20 protein-coding genes are annotated in these 22,382 nt (G+C 38.3%); all 20 read right to left on the reverse strand.

The features are described 5' to 3' along the window. Positions 1-81 precede the first annotated feature (81 nt). Entirely contained in the window at positions 82-861 is a 780-nt protein-coding gene (gene sigG / locus GH754_RS03915) for an RNA polymerase sporulation sigma factor SigG (RefSeq protein WP_153727424.1), read from the reverse strand. Positions 862-968: 107 nt separating this feature from the next. Continuing rightward, positions 969-1,688 carry an RNA polymerase sporulation sigma factor SigE gene (sigE, locus tag GH754_RS03920; protein ID WP_153727425.1) on the reverse strand — a complete coding sequence of 240 codons (720 nt, stop codon included), beginning with the start codon at positions 1,686-1,688 and terminating at the stop codon, positions 969-971. A gap of 40 nt (positions 1,689-1,728) precedes the next feature. After that, entirely contained in the window at positions 1,729-2,652 is a 924-nt protein-coding gene (gene spoIIGA, locus GH754_RS03925; RefSeq protein WP_194841274.1) for a sigma-E processing peptidase SpoIIGA, read from the reverse strand. Positions 2,653-3,252: 600 nt separating this feature from the next. Beyond that, entirely contained in the window at positions 3,253-4,362 is a 1,110-nt protein-coding gene (ftsZ, locus tag GH754_RS03930; RefSeq protein ID WP_153727427.1) for a cell division protein FtsZ, read from the reverse strand. 66 nt (positions 4,363-4,428) lie between these two features. Continuing rightward, on the reverse strand, positions 4,429-5,724 hold the full coding sequence (gene ftsA / locus GH754_RS03935) for a cell division protein FtsA (RefSeq protein WP_153727428.1): 1,296 nt from the start codon (positions 5,722-5,724) through the stop codon (positions 4,429-4,431). Positions 5,725-5,982: 258 nt separating this feature from the next. Next, positions 5,983-6,348 carry a small basic family protein gene (locus GH754_RS03940; protein WP_153727429.1) on the reverse strand — a complete coding sequence of 122 codons (366 nt, stop codon included), beginning with the start codon at positions 6,346-6,348 and terminating at the stop codon, positions 5,983-5,985. Positions 6,349-6,350: 2 nt separating this feature from the next. Next, positions 6,351-7,061: a DUF881 domain-containing protein gene (locus GH754_RS03945; protein WP_153727430.1), complete on the reverse strand. Its 711-nt coding sequence runs from the start codon at positions 7,059-7,061 to the stop codon at positions 6,351-6,353. Positions 7,062-7,082: 21 nt separating this feature from the next. Next, entirely contained in the window at positions 7,083-7,781 is a 699-nt protein-coding gene (locus GH754_RS03950; protein WP_153727431.1) for a DUF881 domain-containing protein, read from the reverse strand. Then, complete coding sequence (locus GH754_RS03955; RefSeq protein ID WP_153727432.1) at positions 7,765-8,586, reverse strand: cell division protein FtsQ/DivIB; 822 nt, start codon at positions 8,584-8,586, stop codon at positions 7,765-7,767. Before GH754_RS03955 ends, GH754_RS03950 begins: the two co-directional genes overlap by 17 nt. A gap of 70 nt (positions 8,587-8,656) precedes the next feature. After that, positions 8,657-9,562 carry a UDP-N-acetylmuramate dehydrogenase gene (gene murB, locus GH754_RS03960; RefSeq protein ID WP_153727433.1) on the reverse strand — a complete coding sequence of 302 codons (906 nt, stop codon included), beginning with the start codon at positions 9,560-9,562 and terminating at the stop codon, positions 8,657-8,659. Positions 9,563-9,714: 152 nt separating this feature from the next. After that, positions 9,715-10,827 (reverse strand): stage V sporulation protein E, encoded by a 1,113-nt coding sequence (gene spoVE / locus GH754_RS03965; RefSeq protein WP_153727434.1) that lies wholly within the window; start codon positions 10,825-10,827, stop codon positions 9,715-9,717. Between the two features lie 60 nt (positions 10,828-10,887). Then, positions 10,888-12,234, reverse strand: a complete 1,347-nt coding sequence (gene murD, locus GH754_RS03970; protein ID WP_153727435.1) for a UDP-N-acetylmuramoyl-L-alanine--D-glutamate ligase — start codon at positions 12,232-12,234, stop codon at positions 10,888-10,890. Next, positions 12,231-13,217 (reverse strand): phospho-N-acetylmuramoyl-pentapeptide-transferase, encoded by a 987-nt coding sequence (mraY, locus tag GH754_RS03975; RefSeq protein WP_153727436.1) that lies wholly within the window; start codon positions 13,215-13,217, stop codon positions 12,231-12,233. The genes murD and mraY overlap by 4 nt, the downstream gene beginning before the upstream one ends. An 18-nt stretch (positions 13,218-13,235) precedes the next feature. After that, on the reverse strand, positions 13,236-14,600 hold the full coding sequence (locus GH754_RS03980; RefSeq protein WP_153727437.1) for a UDP-N-acetylmuramoyl-tripeptide--D-alanyl-D-alanine ligase: 1,365 nt from the start codon (positions 14,598-14,600) through the stop codon (positions 13,236-13,238). Continuing rightward, positions 14,600-16,072, reverse strand: coding sequence for a UDP-N-acetylmuramoyl-L-alanyl-D-glutamate--2,6-diaminopimelate ligase (locus GH754_RS03985; RefSeq protein WP_153727438.1), 1,473 nt, complete (start codon positions 16,070-16,072; stop codon positions 14,600-14,602). Before GH754_RS03985 ends, GH754_RS03980 begins: the two co-directional genes overlap by 1 nt. Before the next feature lie 72 nt (positions 16,073-16,144). After that, positions 16,145-18,094, reverse strand: a complete 1,950-nt coding sequence (locus tag GH754_RS03990) for a stage V sporulation protein D (protein ID WP_323741844.1) — start codon at positions 18,092-18,094, stop codon at positions 16,145-16,147. A gap of 105 nt (positions 18,095-18,199) precedes the next feature. Next, positions 18,200-20,464, reverse strand: a complete 2,265-nt coding sequence (locus GH754_RS03995; RefSeq protein WP_153727440.1) for a penicillin-binding protein — start codon at positions 20,462-20,464, stop codon at positions 18,200-18,202. 13 nt (positions 20,465-20,477) lie between these two features. Then, a complete protein-coding gene (ftsL, locus tag GH754_RS04000) occupies positions 20,478-20,837 on the reverse strand; it encodes a cell division protein FtsL (RefSeq protein WP_153727706.1) in 360 nt (119 codons plus the stop codon). Between the two features lie 8 nt (positions 20,838-20,845). Continuing rightward, positions 20,846-21,823 (reverse strand): 16S rRNA (cytosine(1402)-N(4))-methyltransferase RsmH, encoded by a 978-nt coding sequence (rsmH, locus tag GH754_RS04005; protein ID WP_153727441.1) that lies wholly within the window; start codon positions 21,821-21,823, stop codon positions 20,846-20,848. Positions 21,824-21,856: 33 nt separating this feature from the next. Then, positions 21,857-22,288, reverse strand: coding sequence for a division/cell wall cluster transcriptional repressor MraZ (mraZ, locus tag GH754_RS04010; protein ID WP_153727442.1), 432 nt, complete (start codon positions 22,286-22,288; stop codon positions 21,857-21,859). Between the last annotated feature and the right edge of the window lie 94 nt (positions 22,289-22,382).

Consider the following 22,382-nt stretch of genomic DNA (forward strand, 5'->3'; position numbering starts at 1 on the left):
ACCACCTCTGTAAAATATATATGCAGGATGGTGGATTAAAAAAACCCTTGATTGTCCGCTGACAACCAAGGGTTTGATATTTTATTGGTTTATATTTTTATTCATTTGTTCAATTGCTGCTTTTTCTAACCTTGACACTTGAGCCTGAGATATTCCAATCTCCTCTGCTACTTCCATTTGTGTTTTTCCTTGAAAAAAACGCTTGTTTAGAATCATTTTTTCTCGCTCGTTTAGTCGTCTCATGCCTTCCTTTAAGGCAATTTCATCAATCCATAGTGAATCCTTATTTTTATCATCCTTCAGCTGATCCATAACAAAGATAGGATCTCCACCATCATTATAAATAGGTTCAAATAATGAAACTGGATCCTGAATAGCATCCAATGCAAATACTACATCTGAATGAGGAATCCCCATCTCTTCAGCAATTTCCATTGGAGTAGGATCCTTCGATGTTTTACTCATTAACCTTTCTCTAACTTGAAGAGCCTTGTAAGCAATGTCTCGAAGTGAACGGGAAACACGAATTGGATTATTGTCACGTAAGTATCTACGAATTTCACCGATTATCATCGGTACTGCATATGTCGAAAATTTCACATTCTGACTTAAATCAAAATTATCAATGGATTTCATTAGGCCGATACATCCTACTTGAAATAAGTCATCAACATATTCTCCGCGATGATGAAATCTTTGGATCACACTTAAAACGAGCCTCAAATTTCCATTCACAAGTTCTTCCCGGGCAGATTGATCACCTGCTTGCATTCGTTTAAATAATTTCCGCATCTCTTCATTCTTAAGTACTGGTAACTTTGATGTGTCGACACCGCAAATTTCTACTTTATGTCGTGTCAATCTAAAACCCCTCCTAAGTGGAGATAGTGTCAACAAACAGTTTCTCCATTGGAGGGATTTTTATGCAGAATGTCACGCTTGGATTGATATTCAAATATTACAAATAATTACACCATTTTATTGAATTCCTTACGTAGGCGCTTTATAATCTTTTTCTCTAAACGTGATATATATGATTGAGAAATACCCAACATATCAGCAACGTCTTTCTGAGTTTTTTCCTCCTTTCCAATAAGACCGAAACGTAATTCCATGATTTGTTTTTCACGGTCATTCAGTGTCGAAAGAGCCTTTCTTAATAATTTCTTATCAACAGTTGATTCCAGGCCCCTCGTAATAATATCTTCGTCTGTTCCTAAAACATCAGATAATAATAGCTCATTCCCATCCCAATCTACATTCAATGGCTCATCAAATGAAACCTCTGAGCGAATTTTGTTATTTCTTCTTAAGTACATTAAAATTTCGTTTTCTATACAGCGGGATGCATAGGTAGCTAGTTTAATTTTTTTCTCCGGATTAAACGTATTTACAGCCTTAATTAAGCCAATAGTACCGATACTAATAAGATCTTCAATATTAATGCCTGTATTTTCAAACTTTCTGGCAATATACACAACTAAGCGCAAATTTCGTTCAATGAGTATCGACCTTGCTGCCATATCACCATCAGGTAGCTTTTTTAATAATTCCTGCTCCTCTTCCTTTGATAATGGCGGAGGAAGGGCTTCATTTCCTCCAATATAGTATATTTCATCTGACTTTATTCGTAGTTTAGATAATAATTTATACCAAAATAATTGGAGTTTTATTTTCAGTTTTTTCATATGCCCTATCTCTCCCTTTTTTCTATATAATTACATATCTTTATGAACTAACTTTTAAATTAGGTAACTGCATGATTTTTGGGTGTAACAAGCAGTGATAGCTCCCATCAGACGAGAGTTCACCGAATTGTATTCCAATATAGACGCTTTCAAATGTGTATTCGCATTCGTTTACCTCGACATAAATGGAATCAGGTTTGAATATAAGTATAAAGGCGCGTTTTCCTCCTACCCCTTGAAACGGGATCATTCGTATTCTAGATATCCATTTTTCCGGTAATTGCTCAAATGTCCAGTTATTTTGGCAATTCTTTAATTCCTGCCATTCATCTTCAGAAAAACAATTTCTTAAAATTACTTCATCACATATAATAACTGGCTTTTTCGTAAATGGATCAACTAAACTGTTTCCACTATCGAAAAATCCAGTTGTTTTGTGAAATTGTCCATTTATTTCAATTTTGACTGGACACATTTGGTCATAACGAACCTTATCAAAGGATAGCTGATCAACTCTTCTTCTAGTAAACCACCAAACAATTGGAAACCCGATGACGACAAATAACCAGCTAACCATGTCTCCAAACCCACTATTGTAGGTAATAAGGCCACCGTTTTGGACCTGAAATTGCTGTCCAATTAAAAAATATAATCCGAATAGACCACCACCAATTGCAAAAGAAACAAAATAAAAGGTGAAAAATTGCTTTGCAAACTGTTTTACATTACGAAATCCAAATGAGGCAACTAAAATCAAGATGGAATATACAATTTTACCTGGTAAAGTTGCCAAAATATTTTCTGGATAAAACACGTTGATCGGGACTAATAATGATGCAACAAGTCCACCTAAAATGAGCCACTTACGGTTGGTTTCTGCCTTTGCTATCCAGTGAACGAGCTGTAAAATCATCCAATCCATTAAAAAATTTAACAGCCAAACAGCATCGAGATAGATGGTCACCTTACTTCCGCCTTCCCTTTGGACAACTTTACTCTTATCAGTTAGTATAAAAAACATCTCTCAAAAAGTCTGTCATATCCTGTTTGCAAAAATAAACTTATTTTTTCACATTTTGTCAAATCTCACTTAACCACCTACCTCATGGTATTTCTAAATTCTATTAATATCGAAATATAAAATTTGACATATAAAACTTATAAGCATAAGAGAATGTTGTTTTGACTAAAATGATATGAACTGCGACATAACTTTAGCGTGATTCGTTTCCAATATGATGAGTGCAAAACCATCGCTCCGGAAATACACTTCGCTTTCCGCGGGCGAGCGGTGAGCCTCCTCGCTAACGCTACGGGGTCTCACCTGTCTCTTTGCTTCCGAGGAGGCTGAGGCCGTGCCCATGGAAAGAGAAGTATTCTGCCGGAACGCTTTGCGAGCACTCCATATTCTTCAGAACGATTTAAGCGACTCTTAAAAGTTTTTCTATATTGCATTTTACATCTACTGCAAAGTATAAAATTCAACAACGTATACGAAAACAGGCAAGCAAAAAAAGAGGTTGTTCCCATTTTAAGGAACAACCTCTTTCTACTTAATTCTGTATTATGGTCTACGGTTACGATTTCGTAGGAACGTTGGAATATCGAGTGTATCCTCTTCAACCGTATTGTTTCCTCCACGATTGATTCTACGTTCCTCTTGTGGACGACTGACTTTTTCAGCACCAACAGTAGGACGTTCCTTCGGTTGAGCTGCTTTTGTTTCGTCAAATCCAGTAGCAATAACCGTCACGACAATTTCGTCTTTTAAGTCTTCATTAATTACAGAACCAAAAATGACATTCACTTCTTGGTCGGCAGCAGATGTGACAATATCAGCTGCTTCCTGTACTTCATAAAGGCTTAAATTCGTACCACCTGAAATATTCATTAAAACTCCACGAGCTCCGTCGATAGAAGTCTCTAATAAAGGTGAAGAAATAGCCTTTTTAGCCGCTTCTACAGCTCTGCTCTCACCAGTAGCTACACCTATACCCATTAAGGCAGAACCTTTGTCAGACATAATAGTTTTCACGTCGGCAAAGTCAACGTTAATGAGTCCAGGTACCGCAATCAGATCAGAGATACCTTGGACACCTTGCCTTAATACATTATCAGCCTCACGGAATGCTTCAAGCATTGGAGTATTCTTATCTACCATTTCTAATAAACGGTCGTTTGGTATGACGATTAATGTGTCTACACTTGACTTTAATGCGTCAATTCCACTAATGGCGTGAGTAGATCTTTTACGTCCTTCAAATAAGAATGGCCTGGTTACTACTCCTACTGTCAGAGCATCCAGCTCCTTTGAAATTTGGGCAATTACTGGAGCTGCTCCGGTACCGGTTCCTCCGCCCATTCCTGCAGTTACGAACACCATATCAGCACCTTGAAGAGCCTCTTCAATTTGCTCACGGCTCTCTTCAGCTGCCTTTCGTCCCACCTCAGGATTAGCACCTGCTCCAAGTCCTCTTGTCAATTTTTCACCAATTTGCAACTTCACTTCTGCTTTTGATAGATTTAACGCTTGTGCATCTGTATTCACAGCGATAAATTCCACGCCTTGAACACCATGTTCAATCATTCGGTTAACAGCATTACTACCGCCACCACCGACACCGATAACTTTTATTTTGGCCAGTTGGTCATTACTTATATCAAAATCTAACATACTTCGTTCCTCCCAATTTGCAAGTTTACCATTTTTGTTTTGTTATCTGTTGAAGGAAACGCCAAATCAATCAAAAAAGTAGCTGAACAATTTCGCGAAACCAGATTCTTTTTCCTTTTTCGTTTCCGAATTTTGATTAGCAGCGTTACTCGTTTTCGGCTTGGTTCGAGCCTTTACAGGTTTTTGTTCAACATGCTTCATTTGAACGGCAGGATAAATTTCTTTACCTTGTACCTGTGCATTTCGATAGGCAAATTGTAATGTACCTACCCCTGCTGTATATTGAGGATCTCGAACTCCTATGTAGTCAGGGGTTGCAATACGAACATTTGACTTTAATACATCTTGGGCGAGCTCAAGTGCACCTGGCATATTCATAACGCCTCCGGTTAAAACAAACCCACCTGGTAACTCATGGTAACCCATTTTTCGTATTTCTTGACTTGCAAACATATAAATTTCTTCTAATCTCGCTTCTATCATATCAGAAATTTGTAACTGATTGAAAGATTGCTTTTGATTACTTCCAATAATGGTTACATCAAATACTTCTTCCTCTACAGCTGTATCATAGAATGCATGTCCATGACTTTGTTTGACCTCTTCAGCTTCCTCTGTTGATGTCTTCATACCAATGGATAAATCCTTAGTAATATTGTCTCCACCTAATTGGAAGACAGTAGTATCATGTAAGTAACCAGATTCATAAACAGAAACCGTTGTACTTCCACCACCGATGTCAATTAGGGCAACACCTAAAGCCTTTTCGTCTTCAGATAAAGCTACAGAGCCTGAAGCAAGGGAATGCAGGCAGATGTCCTGGACGTCAAGTCCTGCACCTTCAATGCATTTCAAGGTGTTATGTAGTACAGTCTTTGAGCAAGTGATTAAAGTACCTTCCATTTCTAAACGTACACCAATCATTCCTCTTGGATCAGAGATTTCATCTTGACCATCAACGATAAATTGTTTAGGGAATACATCAATAATCTCTCGCTCTGGTGGTATAGACAATACCTGTGCAGCATCTATGACTCTAGCAATATCCTCTTGACCAATTTCTCGATTGTCACTAGATACAGCTACTACCCCATGGCAAGGAATTAATTGAACATGGTTTCCATTAATATTCACAACCACTCGTTCAATTTGCATATCGACCATTCTTTCTGCTTGTTCCACCGCATTTCGAATAGCATGAACAGTTTGATCTATATCAACAATGGCTCCCTTTTTCATGCCATTTGACTTTGCTGTCCCTACTCCGATGATGTTTAAAGAATCCTTTGTTACTTCACCAATAATTACTTTAACTCTAGATGTTCCAATATCTAAACTTACAAGTATTTCATTGTTGTTCAACATTCGCACCTCCTGAAAAGGGCCTCCATGATTGATATTATGTGTGTGAATGATTTAAATACTGATATACTCCATTCTACTATATTATTCGTAGAAAATAAAAAGTATTTTCCACCACCGATACTCTCTAGCAAATTTAAACGACATCGGAGGATAGTATATACGTAACTTCCCTATTGTCAATCGCCCTACAGACAAGAGAAATAGGGAGTTTTTCTTCATTATTTATTTATTCAACATCCACATAATTTTTCCCTTTTAATTTTTTGAGTTTTTTTCCAAACGAGCATTTCTAATGTTTTCCAACAAAATCCGCCGTATAATGGCGATATTTTGAAAGAGACGGACACCAAAGGCGAATACAGCGGCTAAATATAAATCTATACCTAATTGTACACCAACAAATGCCAAAATGGCGGCTAATGAGACATTTGTTAAAAAACCTGATATAAACACTTTATCATCAAATTTATGCTCTAAATGGGAGCGAATTCCACCAATTAGCGTATCAAATGCTGCTAATACAGCAATTGATAAATAATCCTCATACACCTCTGGAATTCGGATATCCGTTAATAACCCAAGAGTTATCCCGATAATAAGAAATATAATCGTTAGCCACATAATTAACTGTCACCTGCTTCTTCTGAATCTACGGGCTCAATCCATTCTAAATCAGTAGGATGGTTATAAGCAGGAAGCGTAAGATGGTAATCTACCCGATAGCTAATCTCTAGGTTTTCAACAGCAAAGTAATCATTAACCTTACTTACCTGCATATAGTCTAATAATTTTTGAGAATCCCGAGACAATACGTATATTTTAATAGGAACAGGAGGAAGAGGCCGATTGTTCACATAAGTGGTACCATTGACAACCCGAATTGGTGAAACATCTATAATCCTTTCCTGCTCAATTGCGATATCTGTTGCTCCATATGTATACAATTCGTTCATTAATCGATATAGCAATTCAGGTGGGATTGTGGGATAGGCTTGTCCATCAAGTGATTCTTTAAAGATGGGCTCTACAGCAATTTCTATACCTCGCCCATCAATTTCGGTTAAACCGGCTTTCACCTTTAATTGCTCTACAGACTTTTTTAACGTCTCGATTTGTTCTTCATTACTTTGTCTTTGGTATTGTTCAAGGGTTTGCTCGGCTTCCCTAATTTGATCATATAAATTTTGTTGATCCATTTGTTTATCTCGCAATTCTGTTCTAATTTCCCATAAATCTCTTGTATCTCGGTCTTCTGGCTGCTGATTGGACTGGAACAAAATTGCAACCATAAGTCCAATTAATAAGGAAACAAAGGCGATTATTACTTTTCTCATCTAACTATCCACTACCACCTTTCATTCTCCTGAAACCCTTGCATCCATTTTGATTTGATCCTTCTTCTCAACCGTTACTTCCACATTATCACTAACCAAAACATCTAATACACCGTTTTGGAGTTCAAAACTAGCATTTAGAACTTCTGGGTCTCCTATTGCACTAATAACAAATGGCGCTGGATGCTGTTCACCATCAACAGAAATAACCGGTCCGATACAAGCAATATGACTATTCTTTAACAATCTTTGGCCATTAATAGAAATAGCATTTGCCCCTGATGATAGAAGTTCGTTAACTACCAAATGAACATGAAGGTCATGAACAATGTAGTCATTAACATTATCCTCTGAGGGTATGTAATTTGCATCATTTAGGGTAATAGTTACACCAGGCCCTTGAATAGGTACCTCGCCGGTAACCATTTCTAACTCTTTCTTCTCATCTAAATAGGTAGAAACTAAATCCTCTTGATTTCCCAACTTTTCTTCAAAAGATCGTATTCCATCCTTTAATTCAAGTAATTCTGCTCTTAGCTCTTTATTTTTTTGTTCCACCTGATTTAGACTTTCACGATACTTAATATCCTCTTGCAATTGTTCTTCGTTCATACGTACAATTTTCGATTCCTCACTCGTAAGCTGATAGCTAAAAGCAACTAAAAACCCGGTAATAAATAGGATGAAGGAGAAAATTACATGCTTACCCTTCAGTTTCATTCATTCCCTCTCCTTCTTGACTTGTCTCATCTTCTTGATCATCAATTTCATCTTTTTCCTCTTGCTCATATGGCACAAAGAAGGTTCCGACGTCAATATGGATCACCCCTTGTTGATCCGGTTCCAATTGAGAAACAATGGATGGATAGGCACTCATCTTCTCAGAAAAATTCCGGATCGATCCAATCACTTCTTGTCCACTACTCATAAATAGACGAATTTTATAAGGATTAGTTTCTTCAGGAATCCAATGAATTTCCGAAATTTGCTGTGATAAAGATGGTGACAATTTACGAATCTCACTGGTCATTTCGGATAGGTAGGTACTATTTTCCCAGCCAATGAGAATAGGGGCATCACCTTTTGGTACATCTACAGGTTTATCTAATGTCTCTCCATTCTCAAGAATTGGTGAAAAACGTCCATTTTCCTTTACATATCCTACTCTGACATACTCTTCAAGAGAAATCACCACGGTACTTGGCAATTGTCTTTCAATCTCTGCATCTTTAATTTCTTCATGTGATACTATCTGACTTTTTATTTTTTCAAATTCAAGATTCCATATATTATCGTTTGTTGTTATGTTACTAAGTTCTACAATTTTATCATGTTCCACAAACTGGTTTCCTACTACAGAAATCTTTTTCACATGACTAAGTGGTGACTGTAGATACAAAACAATCATAATCAGAATGAAAAAAAGGACCAAATAAAAGATTAATCTTTTATTTGCCTTTTTTTTCCGTTGTTCTTTTAGTTTGGGTATTCTATTTTCGATTGACACTACTTTTTTTTCCGTCATTTTAAACCTGTTTCCCCTTAAAGAGTAATGATGTTCTTACACATTGTCTATTTCTACACATTATAACATGTTATGACCTTACAATTTCTACCTCTGTATGCATTTGTACGCCATAATTTTCTAAAACGGCTTCCTTAATATGTGTAATTAAGGCCATTACATCTTGAAAGGTTGCCTCATCATCATTCACAATAAAATTACCGTGCAGCTCTGAAATTTTGGCACCATTAATTTGATAGCCTTTTAATCCTAAGTCCTCAACCAATTTTCCAGCGTGCTTTGGTAAAGGGTTACGGAAAACACTTCCACAGCAAGGGTTACTCCAAGGCTGAGTTTCCCTGCGATAATCTTTATATTTTTTCATTTCTTGTACGATTTCAGCTTTGTCACCTTCAGTTAACTGGAAAACGGCCTCCACACAGAATCCTTTTCGTTCATTTTGAAGTACAGATGTACGATAGGAAAATTTCATTTCTTCATTAGATAGCCACTCTAAAGTCCCATCCGGAAAAAGAATGCGGGCCTTAACTAAAATTTTGGAAACATCTGAGCCATGGGCACCTGCATTCATATACACAGCACCACCTACACTGCCAGGAATCCCACCAGCAAAGGCAAGCCCTCCTTTACCCTTCCTGCTCATCACAGTTGCAAGCTTGACTAATGGATAGCCCGCACCAACCTTAATTTGATGATCTGATTCCTCTATATGGTCAAGACCTCGACCCATTTTGATAACGGCACCACGAATACCTTCATCCGCAATTAATAGGTTAGATCCTCGACCAATCACTCGGATTGGAATATCATTCTCCTTCAATATTGTAAGTGCTTGCTCTAAGCCTTCTATGCTATCGGGTTCTATGAATAAATCAGCAGGTCCGCCGATTTTTATGGTTGTATGTTTGGATAACGGTTCATTTAAAGTGATTTTCCCTATGTTCAACTCTTCTAATTGTTTTTTAATTTCTTCCAAGGTAGATCCTCCTTCTTCGCTGTTCATCAAAACTAAACATTTATCCTATGCTATATTTTATCATGCTTTTTGATTTTTTGTGACATAAACCTCCATATCAATACCCAAAAAAATACCTGCCAACAATATTGGACAGGTTAAATTTCCAACTATTAGATTTTAGCGTACCGACTAATATTGAGTAGTATTCCCATAGATAATAGCGTCAAGGTCAATGAGGAGCCACCATAACTAATAAATGGAAGGGTAATACCCGTAACAGGAATTAATCCAATAACAACGCTAATATTGATAAAGACCTGAATGACCACCATGCCAATAATTCCAAGGGCAAGTAAGCTGCCAAACAAATCAGGTGCGGCCAAGGCTACACGAATCCCTCGCCACATTAACAAGAAGAATAGCAAAATCACAAAAGTTCCACCTATAAACCCAAGTTCCTCTGCTAAAATTGCAAAAATAAAGTCTGTTTGTGGTTCAGGTAAATAGAAGAATTTTTGAAGGCTTTGACCTAAACCCATCCCCATTAAACCACCTGGTCCAATCGCATATAAGGATTGGATAATTTGAAATCCATCACCTAATGGGTCTTCCCATGGATTTAAAAAGGCCTTAATTCGGCTTATTCGATAAGGTGCCGAAATAATAAGTCCAGCGAATCCAACGAGCCCAAGTAAACCTAACCCCATAAAGTGAGAGATTCTGCCTCCTGCTATGTAAATCATGATAAAACATGTTACAACCAAAACCATACCCGTACCTAAGTCTGGCTGTAGCATAATTAATCCAAACGGCACAAACACGAGAAGTAAGGAAGGAACAAACCCTTTTTTAAAAGATGTAATGTATTTCTGTTTGTCCGACAATAGCTTGGCTAAAAAGATGATGAGTCCAATCTTCATGAATTCAGATGGCTGAACACTGAATGCTCCCACACCAATCCAGCTTCTTGCCCCACCTCGAACCATCCCAATACCAGGGATTAGTACTGCAATTAATAACAGGAAGCAAACGATGAGAATAATATTGGAATACTCTCTCCACTTTTGATACGGCACATTCATGATAAAATACATCGCCATCAAACCACAAAATGCAAACAACAATTGTCGTTTCGCATAATAAAATGCATCGTCAAATTTATACGAGGACCAAATAGCTGAAGAGCTATAAACCATAACCACTCCTACTAAAAGCAGCATAAAAATGACGATCAATAATGTGTAATCTGGTGCCTTCTTTCTTCGTTGTCCTTGTCTAAACAAAAAAACACCCCCAATTTCCAAACGAATGGAATTTGGGGCTATAAGTAAAACAAGCCCCTATTATAGCTTATGCACGGCTCGTACAAACATGTCACCTCGTTCTTCGAATGAACGATATTGATCCCAGCTTGCACATGCAGGGGATAATAAAATTACGTCTCCCTCTTCAGAACTTGCATAAGCCTCATGAACAGCATGTTCTACATTATCGACGATTTTAACATGTTCTATTCCTGCTTGTTTTGCAACTTTTATTAATTTATCGGCTGTTTGTCCGAACACTACCAGCTCTTTTACGTTATCAAGATACGGAATTAAGCCATCAAAGTCATTGCCACGATCAAGCCCCCCAGCAAGTAATATTACTGGTTGTTCAAATGATTCTAACGCTCGTGATGTTGCTAATAAATTTGTTGCTTTTGAGTCATTATAAAAGGAGCGATTATTTAACTTTCGTACAAATTGCGTACGATGTCTAACGCCTTGAAAGGTTGTTAATACGTTTCGAATGGCTTCAGGCTTGGCACCCATTAAGCTTGCAGCAGCAATAGCGGCTAGAATATTTTCAAAATTATGCTCACCTACTAAGACAATTTCTCTTTTATCCATAATCGGCTGATCTTGAAAATAAACCGTTTGGCCATCAAACCATGCGCCATTTTGACAATGCTGTTTAGTCGAAAACGGTACTTTTTTTGCCTTTGCATTTTCAACTAATTCAACCACTAAATCATCATCTAAGTTATATACGACAAAATCTGATTCAGTTTGATTGGAAAAAATATTTGCTTTAGCATTTGCATAATGGTCTAACGTTTTATGATAGTCAAGATGCGCCTCAAAAATATTTAGTAATACCGAAACGGTTGGCTTGAAGCTTTGAATGCCTAATAACTGAAAGGAAGATAACTCAACAACTAGTATTTCATCTGATTCGATGTCCTTTGCCACTTCAGAGGCAACCGTTCCAATATTACCAGAAATGTTGGCCTTTTCCCCGCTACTTCTCAGCATTTCATAAACTAGCGTTGTAGTGGTGGTTTTGCCATTCGATCCTGTAATTCCAACAATTGGTCCCTCTGCTAGCTGACCAGCAAGTTCAATTTCAGTTATAACGGGTATATTGCGTTTTATGGCTTCCGCAACAACTGGATTCTCATAGGGAATGCCAGGGTTTTTTATCACAATTTCAATTCCATCGAGAACTGTTAAAGGGTGATGGCCCGTTATGACTTCAACGCCAAGCTGCTTTAATTCTTTTGCTTCTTCGTTTTCTTCTTCTCTTTTCATATCATTTACCCGCACATTTTTACCATTTTCGAGTAAAATACGGGCTGCGGCTGTACCGCTTTTTGCTAATCCTAATACAAGCACGTTTTGATACGGAAATTGTTTTAACGTATTCAAGCTAACCACACCTCAATATATATCCCTAATGCAGCAAAAAGAATGCCAACTACCCAGAAGGTAGCTACAACTCTCCATTCAGACCATCCTTTTAGTTCGTAGTGATGGTGAAGTGGGCTCATGCGAAACACCCTTTTTCCTGTTGTTTTAAATGAAATAACTTGAATAATGACGGAAAGAGTTTCAATTACAAAAACCCCACCTACTATGACGAGTAATAATTCAAGCTTAGTAAGAATAGCAATGATTGCAATAGCTCCGCCTAAGGCAAGTGAACCTGTATCCCCCATAAAAACCTTGGCTGGATGTGCATTGAATACAAGAAAACCTAATAAGGCACCCACAACTGCTAGTGAAAAAATCGCAATCTCAAATTGTGGGTTACCATGCCATGCCATAATTCCAAAGGCACCAAAAGCAACCGCAGCAGTTCCTGCAAGAAGACCGTCAAGTCCATCAGTTAAATTGACGGCATTAGATGAGCCAACAAGCATAAATAAAATAAATACAGCATATCCAACACCTAAGTCAATGCTCCACTCTGTACCCGGAACACCCACAGTAGTTGGAAAACCATGTTGTTTTAAAATAAGATATACGATAATGGCAATAATAATTTGTCCAAGCATTTTTTGCTTTGATGTAAGACCAAGGTTTCTTTTCTTTAGTATTTTGATAATATCATCTAAAAATCCAATTAAACCATATCCAACTAAGACAAATAATAGTAAAAACACTTCAAAATTAATCGGTCCCGGCTTAAACTTCAAGGACATCACAAAGGCAGTAATAGCCACTGAAATGATAATCATTAGTCCACCCATGGTTGGAGTGCCAGCCTTCTTCTGATGAGACTTTGGTCCTTCTTCCCGTATGCTTTGCCCGAATTTAAGACGACGTAGGAAAGGAATCAAAATTGGTGAGATGAGTACTGTGATTAAAAATGAAATTGCCATCGTGATTAATAAAATATTTTGTGACATTGGATTGTTCCTCCCTTTTTAACTGCGGTCCTGTAGATCATCAATAACCTTTTCAAGCTTCATCCCTCTCGAAGCTTTAAAAAGAATGATGTTCTGAGGTGATAGCTCATTCCGCAGTTGATCTGTAAGCCTTTCTTGTGAATGAAAAGAATAGGTTTCCACCTTTTCATCTCTTTCCTTCAAGGCTTGAATAATTTCCTCACTTTGTTCACCATACGTATAAACCGCATCAATTGGAGGAGTGATAACATCTGCAACCGATTGATGGATAGATTTAGAAAACTCGCCCAACTCTAATATGTCGCCGAGAACAAGAATTCTACGATTTGCTTCCATGTCCTTCACAACCTCAATGGAAGCTTTCATGGAGGTCGCTGACGCATTATACGCGTCATTGATGAGAATAGCACCCTCATTTGTGTTTATTTTTTCAAATCTCATCCCGGTTAATTCAACATTGTTAAGGCTTGAAGTAATTTTATCATCGCTAACTCCTAGAAACTGTGCAGCAACAATGGCGTAAGAGGCATTTTTTGCTTGGTGTTTCCCCAAAAGTGGAATCGAGTAGTGATTGGAGCCTAATTGAAAGCTAGTATGATCGTTATATAGTTGAACCTTCTTTATAACCTGGTCATTTTCCGGGTCAAAACCGATACGACGGCTATTTTGTTTAGCTGCTAATGCATGTAATAAAGGTTCATCGCCATCTAATATTAAAATTCCATTATGCTTTAATCCATCTACAATTTCACTTTTAGCTTTGGCAATTCCTTCTCTTGAGCCTAAATATTCAATATGAGACTCACCTATATTGGTAATAACTGCAATATCCGGTTTGGCAATGTTCGTTAACGTTTCAATTTCCCCAAAATGGTTCATGCCCATTTCCAATATGAGCACTTCTGTATCTTGTTCCATTTGTAAAATGGTTAGCGGTAACCCTATATGGTTATTAAAATTCCCATTTGTTTTCCAAGTCTTAAAGGTTGAGCCTAAGACATTGGCAAATAAATCCTTCGTGGTTGTTTTGCCATTTGAACCTGTGATACCTATTACCTTAGGATTTACCTTCTCTCGATAAGCTAAAGCAAGGTGTTGCATCGCTTTAACCGTATCCTCAACAAAAAAGAGTGGAAAATCGGTGGGAAGGAAACTAGGGATATCCTTTTCCTTATTCCAGAGGGCTGCGATTGCTCCTTTTTGAATGGCATCCTTTAGAAATTCATGTCCATCAAAACGGTCCCCTTCAATCGGGATAAACAAGCCAAAGTGAGACTTTTGTCTACTATCTGTAAACACTTCATCGATTTCTATATGGTCGTTCACAACACCAGTATGCTGTGTAAACATTGTTGCGAGCCAGTTTGTTGTAAACTTTGACATTATGAGCGCCCCTTTAATTTTTTCTCTATCATTTCAGAAGCTACTTTACAATCATCAAAGTCAAATCTTTCCTTACCGATTTCTTGATAGGTTTCGTGTCCTTTTCCTGCAATGACCACAACATCTCCTGGTTGACATTGCTGGATAGCCTGAGAAATGGCCTGTTTACGATCCCTTTCGACACTAAAGTTTGTTGCTTCTAAACCTTCAACCATATCTTGTAAAATTTGATCAGGGTCTTCTGTTCTTGGGTTATCAGAAGTAAAAATAGCCTTATCACTATGAGTAATAGCTACATTTGCCATTTTTGGTCTTTTGCCTTTATCTCGGTCTCCACCACATCCGACAACAACATACGTTTTGCCTTTCGCAAGAGACTGAACAGTTTTCAAAACATTTTCCAAGGAATCCGGGGTATGTGCATAGTCGACGATGACACCAAACTCCTGGCCACAATTAACGTTCTCAAATCTTCCAGGAACCCCTTTCGTCTCAGAAAATGCTGACTGTATCGTTTTCAAGGGCACATTCGCACAAAGTGCTGCGCTGCTGGCTGCTAGCATATTATATACACTAAATTCACCAACTAAGCTGCTTTCTATATGTACCTCTCCAACAGGTGTAGAAAGGTCAAACACCGTACCATTGGGATTGAGGGAGAGGTTTTTAGCCATTACATTTGCTTGATTTTCTATGCCGTAAGTAAGCACCTCATAGGCTGTGCTTCTCACTAGCCTTTTTCCATACGGATCATCTATGTTTATTACGGCAAACTTTGGTTGATCATATCGGTTACCCATTTGAGCAAATAACAGGCTTTTAGCCCGGAAGTAATCTTCCATATTTTTATGATAATCTAAATGATCTTGGGTAAGATTTGTAAAGACTGCAATATCATAATCCGTACCATATACCCTTCCTAAATCAAGAGCGTGGGAAGAGACCTCCATCATAACAGTATCTACGTCCTTATTAACCATCTTATGAAAGGACTTTTGTAAAAATAAGGAGTCAGGGGTTGTATTTTTCACAGAATAAGTATCATTTATAATTTTCATCTGAATGGTTCCAATTAAACCGGTTTTTTGCCCATCTAGCTGAAAGATTTCATCTAGCATATATGTCAATGTTGTTTTTCCATTCGTTCCAGTTATCCCAATCAATTGAAACTTTTCACTAGGGTTTTCATAAAACGTGTTGGAAATCTGAGCCAATGCCTTGGCCGTATCATTGACAATTATGACAGGTATATCAAGGGAAAGAGGGCGCTCAGCAATAATTGCACAAGCACCCTTCTGTTCTGCCATTTTTGCAAACTGATGACCGTCAACCGTAAATCCATCTATACATACAAACACATTCCCATTATCAACTTGTCTGGAATCCATTTCAATCCCTGTTACATCGATGTCATCAATCTTTTTTTCACTATGATAAAATTTTATTGTCTTAAGTAATTGTGTTAGTTTCATTCATTTTTCGCCTACCTCGTTAAAACATTCGTAACTATTATAGCAAAGATAAGGGTCTGTAACGATAAAACTTTATTCATTTGAATCATTTTTCGGTTTTTCGTCACTTAAGAATATTCGAACCGTTGATCCCTGCTCAACCATTTTACCAGCTGCAGGAGATTGTTCAATAATATATTCCCCTTCTCCTTCTGAATCTATGGATAAATTCGTTAAAAATTGCTGCAAATCTTTTGTACTTAATCCAACTAAGTCTGGAACCTCTACCTTAGGCTGATCAGGCCATTGATATTCCTTGGCTAAACCTTCTTTTCTTTCTTTAACATCTAAGGCTCTTAGGCTATCTTCAATTATCGTTCCAACAATGGGCGCTGCTACTACTCCACCAAATTGTACCGTGTTTTTCGGGTTATCGATGGCTAGATAAACAACAATTTCTGGATCGTCAGCCGGAGCAAAGCCGATAAAAGATACGATATGGTTATTGTCCATGTAACCACCATCTTCTCCTACTTTTTGAGCTGTTCCTGTTTTCCCGCCGACACGGTAGCCATCTACATATGCACCACGACCGGTCCCTTTAGCTACTACACTTTCAAGAGCATGACGAATTTCCTTAGAGGTTTCTTCAGAAATCACTTGATCCTTTACCTTTGGCTCGGTTTTCTCTAAAACCTCTCCTGTGACAGGATCCAACCATTCTTTTGCAACATAGGGTTCATATAAATACCCACCATTGATAGCAGCAGAAACGGCTGTTACCTGCTGGATAGGTGTGACAGAAACACCTTGACCGAAGGATGTAGTAGCCAGCTCTACAGGTCCTACATCTTCTTCATCAAATAATATTCCTTTCCCTTCACCGTGTAGGTCAACCCCTGTTTTTTGACCAAAACCAAAATCTTTAATATAAGAGAATAATTTTTCTTTACCTAGCTTTTCGCCCAATGTTACAAAGCCAGGGTTACAAGAGTTTTGAACAACCTCTAGGTATGTTTGGTGGCCATGACCTCCACTTTTCCAACAGCGTAATCGAGCTCCTCCAACCTCAATTGATCCAGGATCAGTAAACTCATCCTCTTGCAAATCCACAAGCTCTTCTTCCAGTGATGCTGCAAGTGTAATAATTTTAAAGGTTGAACCTGGTTCATATGTGCTCCAAACAGGTAAATTTCGATTATAAATTTCCGCATCTACTTCCCGAAAATTACCCGGATGAAAATCAGGTCTACTATCACTTGCCAGTATTTCACCCGTATCTGGATCCATCACAATAGCAAGTGCCCCATCTGGATTATACTTCGATTCCGCTAAATCTAACTCACGATCAATAATGGTTTGAATTCGCTCGTCAATTGTTAATTTCAGATCCAAGCCATCCTCAGGGGGAGTATATATTTCTGCTATATCTTTTAGTTTATGTCCTTTGTTATCAGAAAAGAAGGAAAGCGCCCCTTCTTCCCCCTTCAATTTATCGTCATAATATAATTCTATTCCGGCCAAACCCTGATTATCAATACCAGTAAACCCTAAGACATGAGATAAAAATTCTCCATGGGGATAATGTCTCTTTGAATCTTCGGCTATGTAGACCCCTTCTAAATTCAACTCCTGTATTTTAATAGCTTGTTCCTCTGTGAGCTTGAGTCCCTCTGGCTTAATATCTTGCACCGAAGCTTTAGCTGTTACACGTTCATATGCTTTTTCTACAGACATATTTAATACCTCGGCTAATTGTTCAGCTGTTTTTTGAGGATTTTTGATTTGGCGTGGAACAACTGATACAGATGGAGCAGACACATTTTCGACTAACGCTTCACCATTTCGGTCAAGTATTCTTCCTCGTTCAGGTTTTAGCCGAATATCACGACTCCAGAGATTCTCTGCCTTCTCTGTAAGCATGTCCCCAATCACAAACTGGACATACCCCAAGCGAAAGCTCATGATGATAAAAAAAATGGCAGCCAAAATAAAGACAGTGACCAATCGTTTCCGCACTGTTACTTGTGATACTCGTTTCACATCCATCATCCTTTTAGTATAAGTACAAGGTAGGCTTGTATCACAATATATGAATTAGTACGAAAGATTAGAACACTGTCTTTTGAAGAAAGTATAGTACTTGTATTATCCTTCTTCTGTTTCCGCTTCACTGGATTGCTCTTTATTTTCTTCTTCGCCTTCCTCTGAAGCCTTTTCTTGTTCTGGTTGATTAGGTGGTTCCAGTTGAATACTTAAATAGCTGCCTTCTGGTACACTTGCCCCCTCAGCTATGCTTTGTTTGACTGTATACCCAGTTCCTGAATGCTCGACCTTAAGACTAAGTAACTGACCAAGCTGCAGGACCTCTCGCAAAGACCAAGCAGTAAGATCTGGCATAACTGGATCACTATCAGTTAGTAGTAAAATACTAGATCCAGGAAGCACTTTTTCACCTGCTTTAGGAATGGTTTTTGCAACGCGATTCCCATCACCAATAACTCGAACAGTAGAATTTTGTTCTGCTAGTTCCTGTTTAACTGACTGAACGGATTTCCCTTCATAGTTTGGTAGTTTAACAGAATCAACATTCACCTGTTTTGTTTCCATATCAGGTGAAATATTTAAATAATGCAAGCTATTTTCCATAACCGATTTAAAAATATAAGATACTGGTTCAGAACCAACCTCAGTAGCATCGAGTTCAGGCTTCTCCACCGCCACATACATCATTAGTTCAGGATTTTCTTTAGGCGCCATGCCTAAAAAGGAAAAAATGTAATTTTCTCTTCCTGTTAAATAGCTGCGGTTTGGGTCTGGATCAGGAATTTGAGCCGTACCCGTTTTCCCAGCGACAGAGTAATCCTCCAGCTGATATCCTTGGCCTGTTCCATCCTCAGCTGTTACAACCGATTCCATTAAGTCTCTAACTTGTTTAGCAGTTTCAGCATTTATAGGTTCACCGACCACTTCAGATTCTTTTTCAGAAACCACTTTTCCTGTCTTAGAATCTACTGTTTTGGATATGACATAAGGCTTTAACATTTTACCATCATTCGCAATAGCCGTGGCCGCTTTCATCAGCTGCATTGGTGTTGTTGTAGAACCTTGACCATATGAAGTTGTGACCTTTTCTGCTGGCCAATTGTATAAAATCTTACCCTTAATTTCACCAGCTAAATCAATTCCGGTCTTTTTTTCAAAATCAAAACGGTGTAGATAGTCTAAAAACTTATCTGTACCTAGCTTTTCCCACACAAGTTTAGATACGGCAACGTTTGATGACCTTCTAAACCCTTCATTAAAAGTGATTGGGCCCCAACCTTTTCCATAGTTGTGATCATGCACTGGTCTTGCCCCATCCATAAACTTATAGGTACCAGATTGAAAGGTTTCTTTTCCTTTGTAGACGCCTGCATCAATTGCAGCAGCCACTGTAAATATTTTCATAGTGGACCCCGGTTCAAACGGATAGGAAATTACATCATTGTACCAGTTTCCGATATTTTCTCTACTATTAGGGTTGAAACTAGGTCGATTTCCCATCGCTAAAACTTCACCTGTTTTAGGATTCATGACAACTGCAACAATCTTCTCAGGTTTATATTGCTCTTGAACATCAGACATGGCATCTTCTAAAAAGGTTTGGATTTTTTGGTCTAACGTTAAATAGACCCCCACCCCATTTTCGGGCTCCTTTACTACTTCTTCTGGATCAAGAAGCTTGGCCGCATAATTATCCCTTTGATAGGAGATATGTCCATCTTTACCTCTAAGTTCGGTATCCATTGATTTTTCAATCCCCATTGCACCGACAACATTGGTTTCTTCTTCAGCTTCCTTTTCCTCATCTTGTTGCTTTTGCGTAAAACCAATTAAATGAGAAGCAAATTTCCCATTTGGATAGTACCGTTGTAAGTGCTTTGAAAAATAAATCCCTGGTAATTCAAGAGCTTCAATTTCTTTTTTTGTTTGTTCGCTTATACTTGCACCATTAGGACCGAACTCCACCTGAAACTTCTCATTTTCAATGCCTTCCTGCAATCGACTAGCAACCCAATTTGTGTCTAGATTTAAAAGAGGGGCTAGCTGATTTGCAGTTTTAATAGGATCTTTCACGTGCAGGGTCTTCTCAGAATTACGAGAATACTCTTCATCGATGATGGCGTAAATGCGATAGGAAGGTCGGTTGTCTGCTAACACCATTCCCGTGCGGTCATATATTTTACCTCTCTCTGCTGGAATGCTGTATGAGGTAGTCCTTTGCTTATCCGCCCATTTTTTTAAATCTACTTCATCAACTTCTCCAGATGCTTGTATGTATATGAGTCGACTAAAAAGTATTGTAAATACGAGGGTAAATACAACCATGAAGACAACAGTTAACACCTTGGTAGTCTTTAATTTCTTCATATTGGTTCCATCCTTAACGAACTAAATTCGCTTGTTCTACTTTAGAATTTTGAATGTTTAATCCGTTCTTCTTGGCTACTTCCAAAATTCGGCTCGGTTCACTCAATTGCTTCACTTCAGCCTGCAATGTATTATTGACAAGCGTCTGTTCTTCAATTTTTGTTTGCAATTCTTGAACATCACGGTTAACCGAATCTAAGCTGGAAGAATATGAGACAATAAAAACTGATGCTGCAACTACACTACCAACAAATAAAGAATAAAGAAACTTTTCTCCTTTGGAAATCCATTGCTTTTTTTGAACCTTTACTTGTACCTTTGTCTGTTGTTGCTCCTGTTGAGGTTGATAAGTTTCTAAGTTACGCGCAAACATAGCAGCCACTAAACATTGCTCCCTTCATCAAATCTAAAGTTTTTATCCCAAGCTTTTACTTTTTCCACAATTCTTAGCTTAGCTGATCGCGACCTGCGATTTTCTTCGAGTTCATTTTCTTTAGGTATAATCGGTTTTCGTGTAATCATTTTGAAAGGCGGCTGTGCAGACTCCGGAATCACAGGTATGTTTTTCGGAAGTGGTGGAGGTGTACTCCATTTCTTCATCGCCTTTTTACAAATACGGTCTTCCAAGGAGTGGAAGGTAATCACAGATATTCTCCCACCAACCGCCGTGACCTCTGCCGCTTGATGCAAGGCATCCTGAAAGGCACCAAGTTCGTTATTAACAGCAATTCTAATCGCCTGAAAAATTCGTTTCGCCGGATGTCCTCCCTTTCTTCTTGCTGCAGCAGGAATAGCATCTTTAATAATCTCGACTAATTGAGCTGTCGTTTCAATTTTTTGTTGTTCTCTTTTTTGCTCTATTTTCCGAGCAATTTGTTTCGAAAATTTTTCTTCTCCATAACGGAAAAAGATTTTGACTAAATCTCCATAAGCCCAATTGTTGACCACTTCATGGGCTGATAATGCTTGTGATTGGTTCATGCGCATGTCCAACGGCGCATCTTGATGATAACTAAACCCTCGTACTGCTTGGTCTAGCTGAGGTGAGGAGACGCCTAAATCAAATAAAACTCCATCTACCTCATGGATTCCATGCTCATGAAGCTTTTCTTTTAGTTGTTGGAAATTCGCATGAACAAACAAACATTGTTTCTCATAATCTGCTAAGCGATCCCGTGCAAATTGAAGAGCCTCTATATCTTGGTCAAAGGCAATCAATTTCCCTTCAGTTGATAGAGCTTGGACAATCATTTCTGAATGTCCCCCACCACCTAAAGTACAGTCTACATAAGTACCTTCTGGCTTAATATGTAATCCTTCAACCGCTTCATTTTTTAGTACACTATAATGTTCAAACATTGTCGTCACCTACTTTTACCGTATTACGTTTTTCTAAATGTCGAAGTCCATCATGTTTTCAGCAATCTCGGCAAAAGATTCCTCAGATTCCTCAAAGTATTCTTCCCACTTATCTTGTGCCCAAACCTCAATTCGGTTGGATACACCGATAACGACACACTCTTTGTCTAAATCAGCATATTTTCTTAGGGGCGATGGAATGTTTATTCTACCCTGCTTGTCCACTTCACATTCAACAGCACCAGAGAAAAAGAAACGGGTAAAAGATCGGGCGTCTTTTTTTGTAAGGGGAAGTTTCTTTAGTTTCTCTTCCAGCTGGCGCCATTCGTCCATAGGGTAGGCGAACAAACATTTATCAAGACCTCTAGTAATAATAAAGCTCTCACCAAGGTCTTCTCGAAATTTAGCGGGCATGATGATTCTGCCTTTCGAGTCGATATTATGTTGAAATTCCCCCATGAACATATACATCGCCCCACTTTCTGATTATAGTGTACCACAATCCCCCACTTTCCTCCACCTAATTTTTCGTAATGTTAAAAGTTTGTAATCACGCATT

Source organism: Salinibacillus xinjiangensis, from assembly GCF_009649735.1.
In the GTDB taxonomy this organism is placed as follows: domain Bacteria; phylum Bacillota; class Bacilli; order Bacillales; family Alkalibacillaceae; genus Salinibacillus; species Salinibacillus xinjiangensis.